Here is a 22870-nt window from a genome sequence, read left to right as displayed (position 1 = left end):
CAAATTATCACAATAAATCAAAGACTAAAAATCTTTCTAATAATGCTAATTCCGAACTATTGCTTACTAGCGGTTAGCAACAGTTGCATTATATAAGACTACTTAAATATTCTTCAGCTGTCATAATTGGAATTGTAGCATTCTTAAAATCTTTTCCGTTTCTAGTTATAATTATTGAGCAGTTAGATTGTAAAGCGGTAAAATATTGAACAGCATCCTCAAAATCTTTAAAATTCGAATTCAACGCTTTCTCAATTGTTTCTTCAGTAACTTCACAGACCTCACAGATTATTTTAAACTTTCGAAGTTTATTCAGAACAGATTCGGAACTTTCGTATTTATTCAAAACATAATCTATTGTCGTGAAAGAAAGAGGTGAGACAATTATAGCAAGTTTTTTTTGATCTGCCAAAGTAGCAACTTTAGCAATAGCATCAAAAAAAGGAACTCTTTCTCCCAACAAATCTAATATTACGTTAGTATCTAAAAAAATTCTGCTCATTTGTATTTTTGTTCTAAATAATCAGCACGATCTTTTTTATAATCATAATCAGCTGGAATTTCAATTCCCGAAGAAAGACTTTTTACAAAAGGTGAAATTTGTATGTCATTATTTTCTTTATCCGAAGTCAAAGAATTAAGGTAATTTTCAACAATTCGAGATAAGCTTATTTTTTTTTCAGAGGCATAATGTTTAGCTTTTTCAATTATTTCTTGGTCAAGCTTTAATGTGAGTTTAGTATCCATAGCAGAAAAAATTTATACGTACAAATATATAAATTTAAGACGGAAAAATAGGGGTTTCTATTTTTTTCGATTGCTGCTTAAATCTATAAATACGATATAGAATCGTCTAATTATTCTTTTATAATTTTATAAATTAAATTACAATTTTAACTCTGCTAAGTCTACTCTACTTAAAAAGACTTAAAACACGCTCAAAATCATCAGATTTAATTCCTAGTTTTTGAAAGGTTTCAAAATCCACTTTGGTTTTTTCTACCCAACTCAAACTCTCGGTGACATTTTGATTTTGGTATTTTTTGTAAATCGCTTTGGCAGACTTGTAGTTGTCATTTAATAAATACCCGTGGGCTAAATTCAATTTAATCAACAACTCAGTATCGTCTAAGCGCTCGCCGTCTTCCAAAAATTTAATGGCTTTGCCATATTGCTTGGTTAGCAAATAACTGGTACCAATGGCGTTATAATCTTGTACTTTGCCCTTGCCATCATTGATAATCATCATCAATTTGGCAATAGCTTCGCCGTGTTTCCCTTGTTTTGCTAATTGGCTTGCCTGCTTTCTTGCTTCTGCATAGGTAGTATTAGACACGCTAGATTCACCAAAACAACTGTTGCCAAAATCTTTAAAAGCTTTGTTTCGTTCTTCTTTTAATAGCTTTTGAAACTCGGTGTGGGTGTATTTGTTTTGGATTTTATCTAAAACACAAACACAAAAGTCATCTGAATTGGTCATTTTTTGAGCCATTGTAGAGGTTTTACATTGCTCAATAATGTCTTTTCGATTGCTAGCACTCCAGCCGCGACTCAATTTATAATCAACCCAAGGCACAACCTCTAACACTATTTTTTGCTTCATAATCCAATTCTTGCTTTCGAAGCCAAACCAAATAGCATTGGATTGCAAACAAGTGGATTTATCAGTCGATAAGCGTTTGGCATCTTTGCTCAATGGGGTTTCTTGTATGAAACAAGCCGCTGTGGTACTCCCCGTTTTTTGATAGGTTGTAGCAGCAGCATTTGAAGAAAAAATAGCGTATTGGCATTTATCATCACCAGAGATTTTGGACAAGATAAACACCGCACCCGCAGAACCTTGACTGATTCCTGTGGGATCTGGAAAGGATTTTAGTACTGAAACCAAACTTCCCGCCATTTGTTGGTTTTCGTCTAGTAACGTAATGCGATACACCACTTCGGTTGTTCCAGTAGGTAAGTCTTCTGTTTTGATGATAATTCGGTCTCTTGCCGAAACGATAATTTCTTTGGAAGTTGCTCTTTCTTTGTCCCAATAGCCCGTTTTTTGAGCTAGAAGTGATGGAGAATAACAAAGTACTGCAAAAAGTAAAAGGAATGTTTTTTTAATCATAATCCAATGGCATATTTTTTAACCACATAGAAACATAGAATTTATTATTCTTTTTAAAAGTAACCAATAGCCGTTTTACTCTTCACATAGCTATTCTATGCGAAAAATTATCCTATTTCTATTGATTCTATAGCTTATTAGCATTTTTCTATGATCCTATGTGGTTTATTTTTTATGACTATCCGTGACTAGTATCATTTCACAGAATAAATTAGTTGTTAACGTTTTTCACAAATATAATCCTTTCTGATCTTTGCGTCTTCGCGACTTTGCGAGCCCAATTTCACGCAAAGGCGCAGAGACGCAAAGTATATTGTCATTATTTAGACTGTTGGTTGGTATGAGTTACGGACAATCATATTATTTTTTTTTTTTAGAATTTCACTCAACGAGCAAATAGTATTAAAATATAAAAACAAAGCGTGATGAATGCACTAGACCCTAGCCCTGATGGGAACGGCATCCTTTACTGCCGGGGTTCGGCAGTAAAGATATAGTGGACAGCAGGAAATAGCTCCTAATTCTTACTATATCAAATGGCTATAATTCTATCGACTCGCCAATGGATAAAAGCATTAAATCTTTTCCTTTGTCGAAAAATTTCTTGATGGCTTGTTCGTGATTGATTTCGATGAAACCAAAAGTATCAAAATGACAGCCTAGCACTTTATCACATTCTACAAAATCCGAAGCAATAATGGCGTCATCTATGTCCATCGTGAAGCAATCTCCAATTGGAAAAATCGCCAAATCTAGTTTGGTGCGCATTGGGATTAATTTCATATCCATCGTAAGTGCTGTATCGCCTGAGATGTAGATGTTTTTGTGTTCGCCTTCGATTACAAATCCACCAGGATTGCCTCCATAAGTTCCGTCTGGAAAGGCGCTTGAGTGAACCGCTGCCACGTACTTTACTTTTCCGAAATCGAAAGTCCAGCTTCCGCCATGATTCATCGGGTGGAATTTTAGTTCTTTGGCACCATAATAATTGGCAATTTCCCAATTAGAAACAATCACAGCATCTGTGCGTTTAGCAATAGCCTCGACATCTTGTACATGATCAAAATGAGCGTGTGTAATCAAGATATAATCTGCTTTTAGTTCATTTATATTTATATGGCTTGCTTTGGGGTTTCCGGTAATAAAAGGATCGACCAAGATATGTTTACCTGCCACTTCAATTCCGATACAAGCGTGTCCGTAGAATGTAATTTTCATAATTTACTAATTAAAAATTGAAAGATTGAAAGAAGCCTTTTATCGGCCACCCATAAAAGTATTCACGATAACGTCAGAAAAGAAATAAATCATACACAATGAAAAAAGTACAGAAAGTAAAAACGTACTTAAGGCTACCTTTTTCAATTCAGGATCTAATTCTTTGGGGTTGGTATTTCTTTTCACTGTTTGAAGATGCTTTACTAAGGGTATATAAGCAAGTAAAAACAAAAATTGATCGAAAGTAAAATTGTTTAGTAAAGCAAAAATAAAAAAGACAACCATTGCCGTACTGATTAAGAAAAAATGATACTTTTTGGCTTTCTCGGTTCCCATTTTAACCACAAGTGTGTTTTTCCCAGCTTTTTTATCTGAGGCTTCATCTCTCATATTGTTTAAATTAAGGACTGCAACACTCAATAAACCAATACCAATGGCTGGCAAAAACAAATCGAAATCCAACTGCTTAGAATATAAAAAATTAACTCCAAGTGTACTGACCAAGCCAAAGAAAACAAATACGAAAATATCGCCATAACCACGGTATCCATAAGCAGATTTACCAACGGTATAACGAATCGCGGAAGCAATAGCCAAAACCCCAAGTACTAAATAGAACAAGGAATACATAAAATTGGTATCGCCAAAAGCAATGTAAATTAAGGTGATCGCTGATAAAAGCGTTAGTATTGAAGTGATGATTATAGCACGCTTCATCGCTGGGGCAGAAATCACTCCGCTTTGAATCGCGCGTTTGGGGCCAATTCTATCTTCGTTGTCGGTGCCTTTGACGCCATCTCCATAATCGTTAGCAAAATTAGACAACACTTGTAATCCCAAAGTGGTAAGTAAAGCAAAGCCTAAAATAGACCAATTGAACACTTCTGTAGGTGTTAAAACATAATCTGTTGGATGCGATAAAGCATACATGCTACCTACAATTATTCCCGAAACGGATAATGGCAAAGTTCTTAATCGTGCGGCTTGAATCCAGTGTTTCATTTTAAAGTTGGAAGTTAGAAATTAGAGATTTGAAGTTAGAAGTTAGAATTTAGAGGTTAGAAATAGTGTGAATTAATCTTCCGACTTCTACGTTCTAACCTCTACCTTTAAATTAAGGCAACCATTTCTTTTCGAAGTTAGGTTTGCGTTTTTCTAGGAATGCATTTCTACCTTCTTTAGCTTCTTCGGTCATATAGGCTAAACGAGTGGCTTCTCCCGCAAATACTTGTTGTCCCACCATACCATCATCGGTTAGATTCATAGCAAATTTTAGCATTTTGATTGCCATTGGTGATTTTGCCAATACCTCCTGTGCCCATTGATAAGCGGTTTCTTCTAATTCGTCGTGAGGAATTACAGCATTGACCATTCCCATTTCAAAAGCTTCTTGGGCAGAATAATTGCGTCCTAAAAAGAATATTTCACGGGCTTTTTTCTGTCCTACCATTTTGGCCAAGTACGCTGAACCATAACCACCATCAAAACTGGTTACATCGGCATCCGTTTGTTTAAAAATAGCATGCTCTTTACTAGCTAACGTCATATCGCAAACTACGTGCAAACTGTGTCCACCACCAACAGCCCATCCTGGTACTACCGCAATGACAACTTTTGGCATAAAACGAATTAGACGTTGCACTTCTAGAATGTTTAAACGATGTTGACCATCATCGCCCACATAGCCTTGATGGCCTCTTGCATTTTGGTCTCCTCCACTGCAAAACGAATACACTCCATCTTTGGTAGATGGCCCTTCGGCAGATAACAAAACTACTCCAATAGAAGTATCTTCTTGAGCATCATAAAAGGCTTGGTATAATTCGGAAGTTGTTTTGGGTCTGAAAGCGTTGCGAACATTGGGTCTGTTGAATGCTATTCTAGCCACACCATTGCATTTTTTATACGTGATATCTTCAAATTCTCTAGCGGTAATCCATTCCATTAGTTACAATTTTAAATTTTAGTGTAAAAATAAAGCATTTTTCTATTTTAAACTATTCTTATTGAATAAGCTTTGATAATCCTAATCTGACGAATCTTTTTGAAGTGTTAAAATTGGGCAGAAATTCAATTTTTTAACAAATAGGAACTAAAAAAATCAGTACTTTTAATCATTGCTAATCAGCGTTGTACTTCTTTTTTTGAGTTTAAGATTAGCATGGATTTTTTCACTGAATTATTAACCTTAAAAAATGAAAACTTTTGAAATTATTTAAAAAAAATGTCGCTCATTTTTTGATGGAAACGATAGTGAAATCTACTTCAAATAGAAATGAGCAAATGGATGTTCCTTTAGCTAAAAAAACAAGAATATAATAGTAGCACCTACGGTAAAAACGAGTCTTCTCAATGCAGTTCCTATAAGATGTAAGGAAATTAAAACTGAAATTGAAAACTTAAAATATATAAAAGCACCAATGGTTTTATTGCAAGGTTACTTCTGTTTTTGAATCAATCGAATATTCCATTTAAAGACAAAAACATTCAATAAAGGTATTTTACACTTAAGTTAATCTAATTTAGGCAGTTCAGTACAAATTACTCGACTGTTGTTTTGCAAGTGATACATACACCTTGAGAATGAAAAAGCTTTTGAAGGCTGTAAGTCATCAAAAGAGAAAAGGCTAACCGTATATCGATTAGCCTTTTTTTTATCTTTAGCTTTTTGGATTAGTCTTGCACTAAATATATTCCGTCTTCTTTGATTTCAATTACTTTATCTCTGTACAAAGCACCAATAGCTTTTTTGAATGTTTTTTTACTCATCTTCAAAACCGTTTTAATGTCTTCGGGATGTGAATTATCGTTCAATCGCAAAAAGCCGCGACTGGCTCTCAATTCATTTAAAATCTTTTCAGCATTAGGTTCAATGCTTTGATAGCCTTGAATTTGCAACGAAACATCAATCTTATGATCAGGACGAATATTTTTGATGTAGCCTCGCATTCTGTCCCCAGTTCGAATAGCGTCATCGTACACTTCATCTTTATAGAGTAATCCTTTATGCTTTTCGTTAATGATTACATTAATCCCAATTTCAGTAATATGCGAAACTATTAAATCTACTTCTTCTCCTTTTTCAACAGTAAGCACATCATTACTCAAAAACTGATTGGTTTTACTAGATGCAACCAAACGATTCGTTTTTTCATCCATGTATAAATACACCAAATAGCGTTTTCCTTTTTCCATAGGACGCGCTTGCTCTTTGAAAGGAACCAAAATATCTTTTTCCATTCCCCAATCCATAAAAGCCCCTACTTGATTGATGTAGTTGACTCTTAACAAAGCAAATTCATTCAATAAAATATAAGGTTCTAAAGTCGTAGCAACAGGTCTTTGTTCATGGTCTAAATACACAAAAACAATCAATTCCTCACCAATTTCAAATTCGTTTGGAACATATTTATTTGGTAAAAGAATATCGTGTATTCCTTCTGGATCTTGTTCTGGATTACCTAAAAACAAACCTACTTTGGTATCTCTTAAAATGGTTAGGGTATTGTATTTTCCTATTTGAATCATTTTCTTATAATTTCTGAAGCGCAAAGGTACGAAGACTTTACTTTATTCTAGAGCTAAGCGTTGAGTTTCTTCAATCTATAAGAAGAAGCTACTGTTTACACAAATGTTAATCTCAATTTCAAAAGAGCAAAAAAATTTTTATTTGTTTACATTTGAAGAAACCAAACACAACCATATGAAATCAACTACTTTATTTTACCTTATTTTTTTGCTAGTTCTAACTCCAAATTTACAGGCACAAAACACCACTTATGATCCAGAAATAACCAAAATGGTGACGGAGGTCAAAACAGAAAATCTTGAGGCCATTGTAAAAAAATTAGTTTCTTTTGGTACGCGTCATACTTTAAGCGATACTAAAAGTAATACCCGCGGAATAGGTGCTGCTCAACGTTGGGTAAAATCAGAATTTGACAAATATGCCTTGGCTTCCAATGGACGATTGACCTCCAAAATTGACTATTTCACCATCAAAGCCGATGGGAAACGAATCGCTGTGGATAGCGAACTAGGTAACGTTATGGCAACGTTAAAAGGAACTGATCCAACCGATGATCGTGTACTAATAATTAGTGGCCATTTGGATTCTCGTGCTTCTGACGTAATGGATGCCAAATCGGATGCGCCAGGTGCCAATGATGATGGTTCTGGAGTGGCTTGTGTGATGGAATTGGCCAGAATTATGAGTCAACGAGAATTTCCTTTTACCCTTATATTTGTTGCGGTAGTTGGAGAAGAACAAGGATTGTATGGAGCAAAACATTTGGCCGATATGGCCAAAGAGCAAAAATGGAACCTCATCGCAATGCTTAACAATGATATGATTGGCAATAGCTTATCAAGTGGCACCCAACTGCGCGACAACACCCAAGTGCGCGTATTTAGCGAAACGATTCCTTATACCGAAACTGAAGCTGAAGCCAAAATGAGAAAAGCTACCAACCGCGACAATGATAGTCCGTCCCGACAATTGGCTCGTTACATCAAAACGGTAACCAATCAATACGTACCCCAACTGGACATTCAATTGGTATATAGAAATGATCGCTTTTTAAGAGGTGGAGATCATACGCCCTTTAGCCAAAACGGCTTTACAGCGATTCGCTTTTGTGAAATGAATGAAAACTATGACCATCAGCATCAAAACGTTCGCAAAGAAAACAACATCCAATATGGTGATTTACCAGAGTTCATGGACTTTGAATACATGCGTAAAGTAACTTGCTCTAATTTGGCTACTTTCAGCAACTTAGCTTGGTCACCCAAAGCCCCAAAAAATGTTGGAATTGAAGTCAAAGAATTAACCAATTCCTCTGTATTAGTTTGGCAAGCCCCCCAAGAGAAACCTGTATATGGATATACTATACTGATTCGAGAAACAAGCGCTTCCCATTGGCAAAAAGCAATTTTTGTTAAAGATACCAAAGTCGAAATTCCGTATTCAAAAGATAATTACTTCTTCGCAGTACAAACTGTAGACGCTTTAGGGCATGCCAGTCTACCCGTTTTTCCAATTCCAATTCGTTAAAAATATAGTAGCATAGTTCAAAATCAAAAAGAATCTATATTTTTGGAATCTTAAAAAATACATCATGAGAAATTCAAAATACGTAAAAGTAGTAGCAATTGTTTTAATCGTACTTTTTCTGGTTGCAAGTGTCATCAGTTAAAATCATTGGTCGATTATAAGTAAAAGCAAAGAAGCGGCCTGTTTAGACCGCTTCTTTTTTTGATTGATGATTGATGCTATTAACGCTGAGCCAAAGCATTTTCTTTATTCAATTGAAGAAAAACATAAGCTTCTTTTGCATTCGATAAATGAGCATATTGTAATGCATCTGCACCAAAACTTGTTTTTTCTTCCACTTTTGCTCCTTTGGCAATTAGCAATTTCATGATTTCGACTTTATTGTAGCGCGCTGCAATCATTAATGGGGTTAAACCATATGATTTTTCATTAACATCAGCTCCAAAGGCGATTAATTTTTTGATAAATTCCAAATCTCCTTTATAGATAGCTACATGCAAAGGTGTTGCTTCTCCATAATCTGGAACTCTGTTTTCATGTGTTGTTACTGTTTTACTATTTGCCGCTTCTACAGTAGTAGCAAAACCTGATAAAACAACTACTAATCCTAAGTAAATGATTGATTTTTTCATGATGATTGTGTTTTTGATTATTGATTGATGATTAAAACTCTATTCAAAAGTAAGTGTTTTTTATATACTTGTATTACAAGGTACTATTTATTAACTATTAATTAACTTATGACTTAACTAACTGATTTTTAGTTACTCAAAATTAAACCAACTTACAAGTATAGACGTTATCCAATAGTTAATGTTACATCATTTTCATAAATTAACTTTTATTTTACTTTTACCTTATTGTTGCGATTACTACTTATAATTATTAAGTATAAGTTTAACTTATTTATTATCACTTAAAAAATGCTGTGGAATCATTATTGGTTCATCAAACATTTGTAAAGTTTCAATCCATTTAAAATCTAGGGGCTGTTCTTCCAAAGCACTATCCTCTCCAACTATACTAAAATTCAAGATACTGTCTGTAGTTGAGCGAGCAGGGACAGCGACAACTTCATCAAACATAGTCAAGGTATTGATCCAATTAAAATCTAATGCTTTTGTTTCATTCACATCGGCTTCTTCAATTATTGCGTTCTCTTGACGTGCAACAGCTTCAACAGAAACCTCTTTATTGGGAAAAACAGGTAGTTCAAATGCTTCTTCAGTGGCTAAAAAAGTATTGAATTCATTAGTATCCAAAGTTTGTGTTTCCTCATTTTCATTTTCTTCAATGATGGCACTATCAGAAGACCAACGTTTTTCATTGATTGTGGCCAAAGTATAAACAGCAGGTGTTTCTTCTAAAACAAGTACTGGTTTTGCTAGCGCTAAAGTCCCTTTGTTTTTGTCATCTGAATTGGTTTGTGCTAATTGAGCTTTTGAATACTCTATTGTTGCCTTTTGGTTTACATTGGTTTTGACAATTGAATTTTTTTTAAGGGCTTGTCCACTTCTAATTTTACCAAAATTATTGTTGTCCAAACGAATTTCTAAAGTTGAAATTACTACAACTGATACTGCTACTGTGTAAATGATTGATGCTTTCATGATTTTATTTTTTTTAGTTTTTGTGATTTGTTGTTTTAAATAATAATATCCTATGCAAATATATATCTTTTAAACAGTATCTTGTTTTACATAGTACTTATTTTTAACAAATAATTAACAAAATAAATTTATTAACCCTTTTAAAACCAACTTTTTACCCAACTCCAAAATAAAAAAAAGCCCCATACAACAAAGTAAGGGGCGTGATTTTTATAATTAAAACTGCAACTAGCGATTCAAATATCTCAAGACATTAGATTCAATACGCTCATTTATGTTACTGATATCCGCTTTAACAAACTTCTCACCAATGATATTTTCATACAATTCGATGTAGCGATCAGAAACTGATTCAATATATTCATCTGTCATTTCTGGAATTTGTTGTCCTTCTTTACCTTGGAATCCATTTTCAATCAACCATCGGCGTACAAACTCTTTTGACAACTGTTTTTGCTCTTCTCCTTTATCTTGACGCTCTTGATATCCTTCTGAATAAAAATAGCGAGACGAATCTGGGGTATGAATTTCATCGATTAAAACAATTTGTCCGTCTTTGGTTTTACCAAATTCATATTTAGTGTCTACTAAAATCAAACCACGGCTCGCAGCAATTTCAGTACCTCTTTGAAACAAAGCACGAGTATACTTTTCAAGTACTACATAATCTTCCTCAGTCACAATACCGTTCGACAAAATAGCTTCTCTAGAAATATCAGCATCATGTTCACCATTATCTGCTTTGGTGGTAGGAGTAATAATTGGCTCCGGAAATTTATCATTTTCTTTTAAGCCTTCAGGCATTGTAACTCCACAAAGCGTTCTTTTACCAGCTGCATATTCACGAGCTGCATGTCCTGAAAGGTACCCACGAATTACCATTTCTACTTTGAAAGGAGTACACAAATGCCCCACAGCCACACTTGGATCTGGTGTAGCCACTAACCAATTTGGAACAATATCCTTTGTCAATTCCATAAACTTGGTTGCAATTTGATTTAGAATTTGCCCTTTATAAGGAATTCCCTTTGGCAAAACTACATCAAAAGCGGATAGTCTATCAGTAGCCACCATCACCAAAAGTTCATCATTGATGTTGTAGACCTCACGAACTTTACCGCGATACACGGATTTTTGATTTGGAAAATTAAAATTGGTTGTAGTAATTGTTGTACTCATTGTATATGTTGTGTGTTTTTTTTTAAAGAACGCAAATTTAAAACTATTTCTAGGAGCAAGCAAAGAAAAGCGTTGGTATAATTTACTTACGCTCTTTTTTTCCGATAGTTGATTCGAACAATTGCAAAATTCTGCTGTATTCGTCTACCCATGAATAGGTTTCTCTAAAACCATGGGCTTCTACAGGGAACGAAGCCAAGCTCCAATTTTTCTTCCCTAGTTCGATAAATCGTTGCGAAATTCGAACAATATCTTTGTATTCAACATTATCATCTACCATTCCGTGTAGCATCAATAAATTACCTTCTAACTTATCTGCATAATAAATAGGGGAACTTTTTTGAAAAGCGACAGGATCCGTTTCAGGGAAATTTAAAATATTACCCGTATACCCATGATTGTAATGTGCCCAATCGGTTACCGAACGTAGGGCTGCTCCTGAAGCAAACTCTTTTGGAGTGGTTAGCATCGCCATCAAAGTAATAAATCCACCATAAGATCCGCCATAAATCCCTACTCTATTCGGATCAATACCGTATTTTTCTACCAATACTTTTTTTCCATCCACATGATCTGAAAGGTCTTTTCCTCCCATGAAACGATAAATGCCAGTTCTTACTTCTCTTCCATAGCCATCACTTCCTCTGTAATCAATATCCAAAACGGTATAGCCTAGATCGGTCAACAAATTATGGAACATGTATTCTCTATGATAATTACTCCAATAGTTGTGAGCGTTTTGTAAATAGCCCGCACCATGAACAAAAATTACCGCAGCCGTATTGGCTTTAGTGGCTTCAGGCTGGTACAATCTTGCATAAACAGTGGCGCCGTCTTGTGCTTTATAGGTAATCACTTCTGGTTTTCTCCATTTGTAGCTTTTGAAAGCTTCGGAGGTAGAACTTGTAATAGGACTAAGCTTTGCATTTTTTTCATTAGTAGCAACGTACAATTCCCATGGTTTGTCTTTATACGAATATCGAACTAATAGTGTTGTTTCATCTGGCGATATACTCACTTCATGTGCACCATCCGCAGTTAATATTGGCTGTAATACTCCACCACTAACATTCAACTTATAAAACTCACGATTGCCAGGGTGGGTAGTATTGGTTGACAAATAGAATGTTTTTTTATCTTTTGATAAAGTAACGTCACGAACTTCCCATTTCCCATTGGTTAACTGTGTTTTCTTTTTTGTTTTTAAATTATAGGTATATAAATGAGAAAAACCTGTAGCTTCTGATTGAAAATAAATAGTTTCATTATCATACAAGAAACCTAAATTACCGGAGCCAAAGGAATACGAGGGAATCCCTGGTCCACCAATCCAAGCCTCGTCGTGTTGATGTTCAATTTCTTCGAAAGTTCCTTTTTCTAAATTGAGATTCACCAACCAACGATCTTTATTATCTTGGCTTCTAATCTCTACCACTGCATAAGAACCTGTTTCATTATAGACGGGATCTTGAGCAACAATTAGTTTCTCTTCTTTCTCTTTCGATTTTAAATTATCATATAATGCATAATATTCTGGTTGTTCTTTAATGCTAGATAATTTAGAAAAATTAATCATGTAAACCGTGTCTTTGGCTACATTATAAATTCCCATTTTAGAATTTACTAAGTTTTTGACTGACACTTTCTCTTTGGTATCAGGCGATTGGTTGTATCCATCAGCAGTTATAAAAACTTCCATTTTTTCGCTTTTATTTTTTGCTTCTTGTGTGAGTCTAAACGTAGCAAACCTTCCATCAGGACTCATCTTGAAAGCTCCCAAATCATCTTCTCCGTATAAATATTCTTTAGGAAAATCTGACTTAATGGCTTTGGATCGATCTGCATTCCATTTCTTTTTGGCTTCTTGATCTCTAATGAATTGAAACAATTCTGTTTGTTGCGTTTTCAAAAATGATTTTTCATCCTCCTTTTTAGGTTTTGAAGTACCTTTTTTGAAATTAGTCACCTGAAGTAACGTTCCTGCTTTAGTATCGAACTGCATCAAATTATCATTTTGTTCAAAAAACAAAACACCATCCTTACTTCCTAATTCTAAATTAGCAATTGATGCATTACTAGCATATAGTTTTTTGATTACTTTGTCTTTTATAGTATAAGAAAAAATAGCCCCTTTATTACTATAATATCCTATAGTACCACTCTTGTTGATTTTGATAGTATATCTAGAGAAAGCGGCTTCTTCGGGTGTGGCTAATTTTGGTGATGTAGCGCCTTTTTGCCAGAAATACGTACTTGCTCCCCATTCTTTGTTGGGATTCCATTCAAAAAATACTTTTTGTCCGTCTGCAGACCAACGTGGATTTTCAGGTTGCCAACCTATGAAATCATTTCCTTTCATGATTTCTTCTAATTTAAGCTGTTGTGCTTGAACAAAAAAAGTGGCAAATAAACCAAAAGTGACTAGTGTTTTTTTTATCATTCTGAATTGTATTTAGCAAATTAATAGTATGAATTAAAATTTAGATAGTGAATTTATAATGATCAAATTATATTAAAATATGTTGTTTAATATAATTTGCAACCGCATTATCATTATTAGAAGCTATTACTTCCAGATGTTGTAGTTTGTTTTTTAATGCATCTGGAGCATTTTGCATAATCAAACCTTTAGCTACTGCATCTAACATTCTTTCATCATTAAATCCGTCTCCAAAGGCTATAGCGTTTTCAAAGGTAAAACCTTCTTTATTTAAGATGCTTTCAATGGCGATACTTTTATCAACTGACTTATCCATAAACTCCAAACAAAAAGGCAAACTAAAAGCATGACAAAGAAAATCAGAATGAGTTTCCAAAATTTGATCTTTCAAATCAAGTAACACTTGATGACTTTCATGCGTAAAAAAAAGCTTTATAGCACTATAATCGGAAAGCATACCAAAATCAACCACTTTTGGAGGATAGGACAAATCACGCTGAAAACTATTGATTGTAGTATTTGTTTTGGAGGTTAACCAGACATTTTCTTTGAAAAGAACAGCAGTAATGGAAGGATCAATATTTAATTGAAAAACTGAAGCTACAATTTCGTTTTTGATATCATAAGCAAATAAAAGTTCCTGATTTGGGGAATGAATTCTTGCCCCATTTGAAGTTACTAAATATAAAGGAATTTCAAATTCTTTGATAATAGCTTGAGCATCTATATGATGTCTGCCTGTTGCAATGATTATGATGTACCCCTTTTGATATAGCTGTTGGAAAATGGCTTTGGTTGCTGCAGTGATTTGGTGATTCGAATTGAGTAAGGTCCCATCTAAATCCGAAACAATTACTTTGATGTTTGAGTGTATATTCTTCATTATAAATCCCTCGACTTCCTTTCTTTGAATAAATAACAAAGCGAAAAGAAAAGCTTGAAACGGGCTAATTCTTTTCGCTTGCCTAACTAAATTTAAAAGTTAATAATCATTGTTTTCAATCTGTTTGTACGCATCGATTACTTTTTTAACCAAGCGATGACGCACAATATCTTTATCATCTAAATAAATAATTCCAATGCCTTCTATATCCTTGAGAACCAATAAAGCTTCTTTAAGTCCTGAGATGGTTCTTCTGGGTAAATCTACTTGTCCTGGATCGCCTGTAATCATGAATTTTGCACATTTTCCCATACGAGTCAGGAACATTTTCATTTGGGAGTGTGTGGTGTTTTGAGCTTCATCCAAAATAACAAAAGCGTGATCTAAGGTTCGTCCCCTCATGAATGCCAAAGGTGCAATCTGGATAATTCCTTTGGAAATATAGTCTTCTAATTTTTCATTGGGTAACATATCACGAAGCGCATCGTATAAAGGTTGCATGTATGGATCTAGCTTTTCTTTCATGTCACCAGGCAAAAAACCCAAATTTTCACCTGCTTCTACTGCTGGCCTTGTTAATATGATTTTTTTTACTTGTTTTTCTTTTAGCGCTTTTACAGCCATTGCCACTCCTGTATAGGTTTTTCCAGTTCCAGCAGGACCAACAGCAAAAACCATATCATTTTTGTTCAAGGTATCTACCAACAATTGCTGATTGGGCGTCATGGCTTTGATGATCTTACCTCCTACTCCGTGTACAAGAATTTTGTCGTAATCTAGTACTTTTCGATGGTCTTGAGCATCATTCATAATGACCCTTTCAATCACATTCAAATCGATATTGTTGTATCGGGTAAAATGTAACATCAGTCTTTGGAATTGTTTTTCAAATTCGTCTAAGACTTCTTTTTCTCCAAAAGCTTTTAAGGTAGACCCTCGAGCCACTATTTTTAGCTTGGGATAATATTTTTTAATCATTTCAAGATGAGTGTCTTGAGCACCCCAAAACTCTTTTGGAGCGATGTCGTTTAACTCAATGGTTCTTTCGTTCAAAATGGAGTAGTATTTAATTAAAAAATAATAGCTGAAATTAGTAGCTTTGCATATCTCAAATTTAATCAAAATAGGTTTGTATTGCCCTAAATAGTTATAAACAAAATTATGTCAATAATTACTCTTACTACCGATTACGGCTTAAAAGACTACTTTGTAGGCGCTCTTAAGGGTAAGATAGTATCGACAAATCCTGGTCTAACCATAGTTGATATCTCACATGATATTGACCCATTTAACATTGTTGAAGCCAGTTACATCCTAAGTGCTGCTTATGCTAATTTCCCAAAAGGAACCGTTCATTTGATTGGTGTAGATATCGAATTAAACAAAGAGAATCAACACATAGCTATTCAATGGAACGACCATTACTTTATTGCCGCCGATAATGGTATTTTGAGTATGTTATGTCAAAAAATGGTCCCACAAAAAATGGTCGCCATCAACATACATGACCGCTTGCATCATGGTGCTACCGATTTGGATGTTTTTGTTCAGGTGGCCTGTCATTTGGCTAACGGTGGACTTCTCAATGTAATTGGAAAAGAGATACCATCCATTAAAGAAGTAACTGAAATGCAAGTGTCCTTAAACGATCAAGGCACACAATTAACTGGTTCAGTAATTTACATCGATCATTTTGGTAATGTGGTGACCAATATTAGCAAAACTCAATTTATTGAGGCTGCAAAAGGACGTGCTTTTGAAATTGTTTTAAAAACCAAAAGCATCAAAACGATTGTCTCTAATTATTCCGCAATTGCTGTTTCAGACAAATACCCAATTAAATATTACGAAGGAGAAAAACTGGCACTCTTTAACGAAGCTGGGTATTTAGAAATTGCCATTTATCGCAGTAATCCCTCAAAAGTTGGATCAGCACATAGTTTATTGGGATTGAATTATAGAGACACCATAACGATCAAGTTTTCATAAAGCAAGTTCTATAAAGAAATCACTATACTTTAAAAATATAAAACTACATGTTTGTACGAATCGTAAAATTGAGTTTTCATCCAGAACATTGCGCTACCTTTTTGGCAAATTTCGAATTGATGAAACAACAAATCAGAAATGCTCCTGGTAACCGTTTATTAGAATTATATCAAGACAAAACCAATTCCAATGTCTTTTTTACCTATAGTTATTGGGAAACTGAGGACGATTTAGAAAACTATAGACAATCAGCATTATTTAATGAGGTTTGGACTTTTACCAAAAAATTATTCAACGCCAAACCCGAAGCTTGGAGTGTAGATAAAATAGTAAGTTTGGCTTAAATTTGCATGCTTGAAGCAACAGCAATACCTACTTACAATGTTAACCCTAGAAATAAAATTTTAAAAAATGAAATCAATCGTAATTAGAGAAATAAAATCCTTTTTTGGCTCCCCTGTGGGCTATTTAGTAATTGCCTTGTTTTTGCTCATCAATGGTTTATTCTTATGGGTATTTGAAGGCGATTATAACATTCTCAATTCCGGCTTTGCAGATATGACACCTTTTTTTACTGTATCTCCTTGGATTTTACTTTTCTTAATCCCAGCGGTAACCATGCGCAGTTTTTCTGACGAAAAAAAGCAAGGTACTTTAGAATTGTTAGTAACCAAGCCCTTGAGTATTTGGGAAATTGCAAGTGGTAAATTTTTTGGAGCGGTGTTTTTAATCGTTTTAGCAATTTTACCCACTTTTCTCTATGTTTATTTTATTTCGAGTTTGGGTTTTCCTGAAGGTAATATTGATATGGGAAGCACCATAGGCTCCTATTTTGGGCTTCTTTTCTTGATTGGCGGCTATACCTCCATTGGCATTTATACTTCTACGCTTTCTGAGAACCAAATTGTAGCATTTATAATAGCTGTATTTTTGTGTTTTGTGTTTTATTTTGGTTTTGATGGATTGGCCAATGTATTTCAAGGATGGAGTTCTTATATCACCATTTTTGGCATGCAAGATCACTTTAAAAGTATGAGTCGAGGCGTTTTGGATACTCGGGACATTCTTTATTTTATAAGTCTTACTATTTTATTTTTATCCTTTACTGTTTTTAACTTAAAATCTTTTAAAGCGTAATGAAGACCTCTAAAAAAAACAATCTTACCCAGCTACTATATATTTTTCTGGTACTAGTTGCATTACAAGTAATAGGCTCTTTTTTCTTTTATCGTTTTGATTTGACAAAAGACAAAAGATACACCCTTTCTGCTACTTCATTAAACATTCTGAAAGAAATTAAAAATCCTTTGGCAGTAAAAGTCTATATGCAAGGAGAGTTACCGGCAGAATTCAAGCGTTTACAACAAGAGACCAAACAAATTCTAGAAGAATTTCAAGCTTACAATAGCAATGTTGTTTTTGAATTTGTGGATCCCATGGAAAATCAAGAAGAAAGTATGGATTTGATTAAAGATTTGTACAAAAAAGGCTTAACTCCCATTAACATAACCGTTGACGACAAAGGAAAACAATCCCAAGCATTGGTTTTTCCATGGGCGATTGCCACTTATGACAACAAGGAAGTTTCGATTCCATTACTTAAAAACCAAATGGGAACCTCTACTACTCAAAAAGTGATTGGTTCGGTTCAGCATTTAGAATATTCCTTTTCTGACGCATTCAATAAAATCAGCAAAGCCAAACAGAAAAAAGTAGCCATTATTAAAGGAAACGGGGAATTAAAAGAAGCTTTTATTGCTAAATTTTTATTACAAGTTAGGGACAGTTATTTTATTGCTCCTTTTACCCTGGATTCAGTAGCAACGAATCCAAATGGAAGTTTGCAAGCCTTAAAAGAATATGATTTAGCCGTGATTGCAAAACCTACAGAAGCATTTAGCGAAAGCGAAAAACAAGTTTTAGATCAATATGTAATGCATGGTGGGAAAACCATTTGGTTAGTTGATCAAGTAGTGGCTGAGATGGATAGTTTGTACAATCCTTCAGGAGCTAATCTTGCTTATCCAAGAGATTTGAATGTGAATGATTTATTTTTTAAATATGGTATACGTATCAACCCTGACCTTATAAAAGACGAGCAAGGAAGTCCGATACAATTGGCTTCAGGAGAACCGGGAAGTGCCACTCGCTTTCAACAATTCAATTGGAAATATGCCCCTTTAGTGACCCCAACAAGCAAGCATCCTATTGTAAAAAACTTAGGCGGCATCAAATTTGATTTTGCCAACTCTATTGACACGCTCAAAAACAAAATCAAAAAAACGGTTTTATTGCAATCGTCTCCCTATTCTAAACGTATAGGAACCCCAACAGCCATTAACTTATCTATGGTCTCCGAAAGCACAAGCCCAGCAGACTATCCCAATACTGGAGCTATTCCGATGGGGGTTTTATTAGAAGGCTCCTTCCATTCTGTTTTCGAGAATCGAATAAAAGCTTTTGAACAAGCTAGTTTTCAATCCACTAGTAAGCCTACCAAAATGATTGTCATCTCTGATGGCGATATCCTTCGCAACCAACTGGATAAAAACCAACTACCTGTAGAGTTAGGTTACGATCAACGCTCAGGAAATCTCTACGATAATAAAGATTTTCTGATGAATAGTGTAAATTACTTATTAGACGATAGTGGACTTATTAACATTAGAAGTAAAGATTTAGACCTACCATTATTGGATAAAGAAAAAGTATATGCCAATTACAGCTTCATCCAAAGCCTAACTATCGGGCTTCCAATTCTAATTTTAGGAGTTTTTGGCCTCTTGTTTACTTATCTTCGTAAGCGCAAATATGCCCGCTAAGTGTTAATAAAAAAAATAAAAATGTAAACTAGTTTAAGATATATTTGTAATCAGGTATTCTAGCCTAGTTATTATAGAATCCAAAAAAATAAAACAATACAGATGAAATTTATAGTATCGAGTTCGTACTTATTAAAACAATTGCAAGTATTAGGTAGTGTGATTAACAGTAGCAATACTTTACCTATTTTAGACAACTTTCTATTTGAATTAGACCATAACCAATTGACGGTTTCGGCTTCTGATCTAGAAACTACCATGTCTGCTTCATTAGCAATTGATTCTACCAGCAAAGGAAGTGTTGCAGTACCAGCTAAATTACTTTTAGAAATATTAAAAACTTTCCCAGAACAACCTTTAACGTTTACTGTAGAAGAAAATAGCACTATTGAAATTAGTTCTAATTCTGGAAAATATGCCTTGGCTTATGCTCCTGGCGAAGAATTCCCAAAAGCAGTTAGTCTTGACGAACCTTCTGTAACCCTAGTTCCTGCAGATGTTCTAGCTACTGCCATCAGCAAAACAATTTTTGCTGCAGGAAATGATGACTTACGCCCTGTAATGTCGGGAGTATTTTTTCAGTTTTCACCACAAGGCTTAATTTTTGTAGCAACTGATGCTCATAAATTAGTAAAATATGCTCGTACAGACGTTACCGCTTCTGAAGTAGCAGACTTTATAATGCCCAAAAAACCATTAAATATCTTAAAAAGTATTCTTTCCACTTCAGATGCTGAAGTTAAAATTGAATACAATGATAGCAATGCCACTTTCTCTTTTGACAATTACATCTTAATGTGTCGTTTAATAGATGGAAAATACCCAAATTACGAAGCGGTTATTCCAAAAGAAAACCCGAACAAACTTATCATCGACCGTACCTTGTTCTTAAGTTCTGTTCGTCGTGTGGCTATTTTTTCTAACAAAACAACACATCAAATTCGTCTAAAAATAGCAGGTGCCGAATTGAACGTATCCGCAGAAGATATTGATTACTCCAATAAAGCCGAAGAGCGTTTGACTTGTGATTACCAAGGAGACGATATGCAAATTGGCTACAACTCCCGATTTTTAACCGAAATGTTGACCAATCTTCAATCGGATATGATTATGCTTGAAATGTCTTTACCTAACCGCGCTGGGATTTTAACACCTATAGACGGCTTAGAAGAAGGCGAATCTGTTACGATGTTAGTTATGCCAGTGATGCTAAACAACTAACAATTTCTTATTAAACTAACCAAAATCAATACTTTTTCTTGAATCCGTAATTCCTAACCAGTTTTACGGATTTTTTTTTGGAGCAGAAAAAATCGGGATTTTCTAGAAACATCATTCCTATGGCAACGGAATACAATCCGTTGCTACAATAGGAATCGTTCCTAGGGAACTAAAGACTAGATGATACCCATTTTTTTCATCAAGAAGGTTGCGCTTTTGTTTTGACAAATGCCTTCTCGCAATTGGTAATCAAAATGCAGTTCGTCATTTTTTATTTCGACTTCAAAACATTTATTGGTTAAAATATGAGGAAATTCATTGGTAGTCAAACACACTTCAATATCGTGGGTGGCAATGGCTCCAATTGCTTTTTGGGCAATCACTTTTTTGACCACCTCAATCGTTCCGCTGCGCTTGTCATCAGAATTGGTTCCGCGCAAAATTTCATCCAGTAAAACAAAGGCAGGACTTTCATTCAATCCATCCATAATTTGTTTGAGTCGTTTGATTTCTGCAAAAAAGTAGGATTCACTATCCGATAACGAATCCGATAATCGCATCGAAACTAGCACAGGCAAAGGATGTACATTCGCTTGAGTGGCACAAACAGGTGCTCCCAATCCAGACAAGACCATATTGACTCCCAAACTTCTCAAAAAAGTGCTTTTGCCCGACATGTTAGAGCCTGTCAAAATTATAAAAGATTGAGATTGAAAGTCAACGGTATTCCCTACTCTAGTTTTTGGATTCAGTAAGGGATGACTCAATTTTTCAAAAGTAATTTTATACTCGGTATTTATTTTTGGAAAAGCGAAATCAGGGTTATTGAAGGAAAAATTAGCCAAACTATTGAGCATTTCAAATTCACCAATTACGATTAAGCTTTGTTCCAAAAGGATTGCATGATTTTTTTTCCAACCCACAATGGCTTTCAAAAGGTGAAGGTTATAGAGAAAAAAACCGTTGAATAGTATAGAAACCAAAAAATTACTAGTAGTATCCATTTTTGAAAACAACTCAGATAATTGCTTCAATTGCGCACTTACAGGGTAATTGTCATCAAGCAGTTGTTGTTGCAAATCATTTGCTTTCTGACTACTGAATTTTTCATTTTCAATTTTTTCAATCAGTAAGCTGTAATTATAGACTATTGAATTGATTTCAGAGGAATGAGCTGTCTCAGACAAAATCCTTTTTAGAAAGAGACCTGCGACCCCTAAATTAACAATAAATAATAGTCCAAAAAACTTAGCTAAAACTAAATTGGAGGTCAGTCCATAACTACTACCTAAAATCATTAAAATTACTGGCGAAACATACGCAAAAATAATGGCTAATTTAGGCACTGATTCACTATTGAAAACACTCCATCGTAATAACTGTTGATACATAACTTCACTATCCTTACCCACTTTGGCTGTAGCCAAAAAATGTTGCCGCCAATCTAATTTTTCACGTAATTCTTGTGTCGCTTCTTGATTTTTTTCAATTGCGGTAGCTGAATTTGATTGTAACAAAGAGGAAGCTAGAATTTTTTTTCCCATGAAAGTTCCGGTGCGATTCAGACTTTGAAATAACGACTGTTGGCCGAAAATATCTAAATCATAGGCATACGGATGATGAAAATCATTGAACTCCATACCGTCGTCGAAAGGGATTCTTTTACGTTCTATAAAATCAATTTCATCAGTATTTATGGTGACTAATGCTTGAGCAATTTTCTTTTGATACGCCACTCGAGTATGCCAACGCATTAAAATAAAAAAAACAGCAGCAGCTAAAACACCTAAAATAACGAAACTACTACTATCGTTTTTTTGATACTCATAAATAGCAAAAATCAATAGCAAAACAGCCCCTAAGCGCCCAAGACTGATTCGATTGAACTTTTGTTGTAGTAGTTTTTCTTGAGCTTTGTAAATTGCTTTTTTTTGATTATAAATTTCCATTGGATGCTTTAGTAAGAAAAGCAAATATAAGTGTTTTCAAAACTTATGTAAGAAGAAAAAAAACAGACACAGATTACACAGATTTTCACAGATTACAACTAAGCGGTTTGGCCAGAAAAAAACACGAAGTACACGAAGGAACACGAATTAAATCTTCAAAAAAAATAGACACAGATTACACAGATTTTCACAGATTACGACTAAGCTGCTTGGCGAGAAAAAAAAACATTAATTACAAGAATCAAACGTGTAGTGTTTTGCGTGAGGGATTGAAGTGGAGCTCTCCCGATTTTTCATCGGGAAGCGGGAGCGTAATGCCCGACCCGACCAAATAAGCTTGTCGAAGTATCGGGAGGGGCACGCCCAAATTAAAATAATTGCACCTAACAA

At 34.7% G+C, this 22870-nt stretch carries 20 protein-coding genes; 6 read left to right on the top strand and 14 right to left on the bottom strand.

Annotation, left to right across the window (positions count from 1 at the left end; translation table 11 throughout):
• Positions 1-88: 88 nt before the first annotated feature.
• From ACSVH5_RS04655 to ACSVH5_RS04625, 7 genes are all read right to left on the bottom strand, one after another.
• Positions 89-502, bottom strand: a complete 414-nt coding sequence (locus ACSVH5_RS04655) for a type II toxin-antitoxin system VapC family toxin (RefSeq protein ID WP_024982675.1) — start codon at positions 500-502, stop codon at positions 89-91.
• On the bottom strand, positions 499-747 hold the full coding sequence (locus tag ACSVH5_RS04650; RefSeq protein WP_298300417.1) for a DUF6364 family protein: 249 nt from the start codon (positions 745-747) through the stop codon (positions 499-501). The genes ACSVH5_RS04655 and ACSVH5_RS04650 overlap by 4 nt, the downstream gene beginning before the upstream one ends.
• 166 nt (positions 748-913) lie before the next feature.
• The gene (locus ACSVH5_RS04645; RefSeq protein WP_438060292.1) at positions 914-2113 is read right to left on the bottom strand and encodes a tetratricopeptide repeat protein; all 1200 of its coding nucleotides are present in this window, start codon (positions 2111-2113) and stop codon (positions 914-916) included.
• Positions 2114-2653: 540 nt separating this feature from the next.
• Complete coding sequence (locus tag ACSVH5_RS04640) at positions 2654-3331, bottom strand: metal-dependent hydrolase (protein ID WP_438060291.1); 678 nt, start codon at positions 3329-3331, stop codon at positions 2654-2656.
• 39 nt (positions 3332-3370) lie between these two features.
• The gene (locus ACSVH5_RS04635) at positions 3371-4333 is read right to left on the bottom strand and encodes a 1,4-dihydroxy-2-naphthoate polyprenyltransferase (protein ID WP_438060290.1); all 963 of its coding nucleotides are present in this window, start codon (positions 4331-4333) and stop codon (positions 3371-3373) included.
• Positions 4334-4445: 112 nt separating this feature from the next.
• A complete protein-coding gene (locus ACSVH5_RS04630) occupies positions 4446-5276 on the bottom strand; it encodes a 1,4-dihydroxy-2-naphthoyl-CoA synthase (RefSeq protein WP_024982521.1) in 831 nt (276 codons plus the stop codon).
• A 728-nt stretch (positions 5277-6004) separates the two neighbouring features.
• Positions 6005-6859, bottom strand: coding sequence for a CvfB family protein (locus tag ACSVH5_RS04625; protein WP_438060289.1), 855 nt, complete (start codon positions 6857-6859; stop codon positions 6005-6007).
• 175 nt (positions 6860-7034) lie between these two features.
• Between ACSVH5_RS04625 and ACSVH5_RS04620 the strand changes: the two genes are divergently transcribed.
• Entirely contained in the window at positions 7035-8387 is a 1353-nt protein-coding gene (locus ACSVH5_RS04620) for a M28 family metallopeptidase (protein ID WP_438060288.1), read from the top strand.
• Positions 8388-8608: 221 nt separating this feature from the next.
• Here ACSVH5_RS04620 and ACSVH5_RS04615 read toward each other — a convergent pair whose 3' ends face one another.
• From ACSVH5_RS04615 to ACSVH5_RS04590, 6 genes are all read right to left on the bottom strand, one after another.
• A complete protein-coding gene (locus tag ACSVH5_RS04615; RefSeq protein WP_438060287.1) occupies positions 8609-9019 on the bottom strand; it encodes an ankyrin repeat domain-containing protein in 411 nt (136 codons plus the stop codon).
• A 270-nt stretch (positions 9020-9289) separates the two neighbouring features.
• The gene (locus ACSVH5_RS04610) at positions 9290-9997 is read right to left on the bottom strand and encodes a hypothetical protein (protein ID WP_438060286.1); all 708 of its coding nucleotides are present in this window, start codon (positions 9995-9997) and stop codon (positions 9290-9292) included.
• 228 nt (positions 9998-10225) lie between these two features.
• Complete coding sequence (locus ACSVH5_RS04605) at positions 10226-11176, bottom strand: phosphoribosylaminoimidazolesuccinocarboxamide synthase (RefSeq protein WP_438060285.1); 951 nt, start codon at positions 11174-11176, stop codon at positions 10226-10228.
• Between the two features lie 82 nt (positions 11177-11258).
• On the bottom strand, positions 11259-13616 hold the full coding sequence (locus ACSVH5_RS04600; protein WP_438060284.1) for a S9 family peptidase: 2358 nt from the start codon (positions 13614-13616) through the stop codon (positions 11259-11261).
• Positions 13617-13683: 67 nt separating this feature from the next.
• The gene (locus ACSVH5_RS04595; RefSeq protein ID WP_438060283.1) at positions 13684-14499 is read right to left on the bottom strand and encodes a Cof-type HAD-IIB family hydrolase; all 816 of its coding nucleotides are present in this window, start codon (positions 14497-14499) and stop codon (positions 13684-13686) included.
• Between the two features lie 99 nt (positions 14500-14598).
• On the bottom strand, positions 14599-15552 hold the full coding sequence (locus tag ACSVH5_RS04590) for a PhoH family protein (RefSeq protein ID WP_438060282.1): 954 nt from the start codon (positions 15550-15552) through the stop codon (positions 14599-14601).
• A 108-nt stretch (positions 15553-15660) separates the two neighbouring features.
• On the opposite strand from ACSVH5_RS04590, the gene ACSVH5_RS04585 reads away from it, so the two are divergent.
• The 5 genes from ACSVH5_RS04585 to dnaN all read left to right on the top strand — a co-directional run bounded on the left by ACSVH5_RS04585 (position 15661) and on the right by dnaN (position 20531).
• Positions 15661-16488 carry an SAM hydrolase/SAM-dependent halogenase family protein gene (locus ACSVH5_RS04585; RefSeq protein ID WP_438060281.1) on the top strand — a complete coding sequence of 276 codons (828 nt, stop codon included), beginning with the start codon at positions 15661-15663 and terminating at the stop codon, positions 16486-16488.
• Positions 16489-16535: 47 nt separating this feature from the next.
• Positions 16536-16832: a putative quinol monooxygenase gene (locus tag ACSVH5_RS04580; RefSeq protein ID WP_438060280.1), complete on the top strand. Its 297-nt coding sequence runs from the start codon at positions 16536-16538 to the stop codon at positions 16830-16832.
• A gap of 67 nt (positions 16833-16899) precedes the next feature.
• Positions 16900-17625, top strand: coding sequence for a gliding motility-associated ABC transporter permease subunit GldF (gene gldF / locus ACSVH5_RS04575; RefSeq protein ID WP_438060279.1), 726 nt, complete (start codon positions 16900-16902; stop codon positions 17623-17625).
• Complete coding sequence (gene gldG / locus ACSVH5_RS04570) at positions 17625-19310, top strand: gliding motility-associated ABC transporter substrate-binding protein GldG (RefSeq protein ID WP_438060278.1); 1686 nt, start codon at positions 17625-17627, stop codon at positions 19308-19310. Before gldF ends, gldG begins: the two co-directional genes overlap by 1 nt.
• A gap of 102 nt (positions 19311-19412) precedes the next feature.
• Positions 19413-20531, top strand: a complete 1119-nt coding sequence (gene dnaN, locus ACSVH5_RS04565; RefSeq protein WP_438060277.1) for a DNA polymerase III subunit beta — start codon at positions 19413-19415, stop codon at positions 20529-20531.
• A 176-nt stretch (positions 20532-20707) separates the two neighbouring features.
• Here the strand turns inward: dnaN and ACSVH5_RS04560 are convergent, their stop codons facing one another.
• Entirely contained in the window at positions 20708-22480 is a 1773-nt protein-coding gene (locus ACSVH5_RS04560; protein WP_438060276.1) for a MutS-related protein, read from the bottom strand.
• Positions 22481-22870: the final 390 nt, after the last annotated feature.

It is taken from the genome of Flavobacterium sp. RSSA_27, assembly GCF_051547125.1.
Classification (GTDB): domain Bacteria; phylum Bacteroidota; class Bacteroidia; order Flavobacteriales; family Flavobacteriaceae; genus Flavobacterium.
The sequence above is the reverse complement of the archived record's forward strand: the minus strand, read 5'-3'. Positions and strand labels throughout refer to the sequence as shown.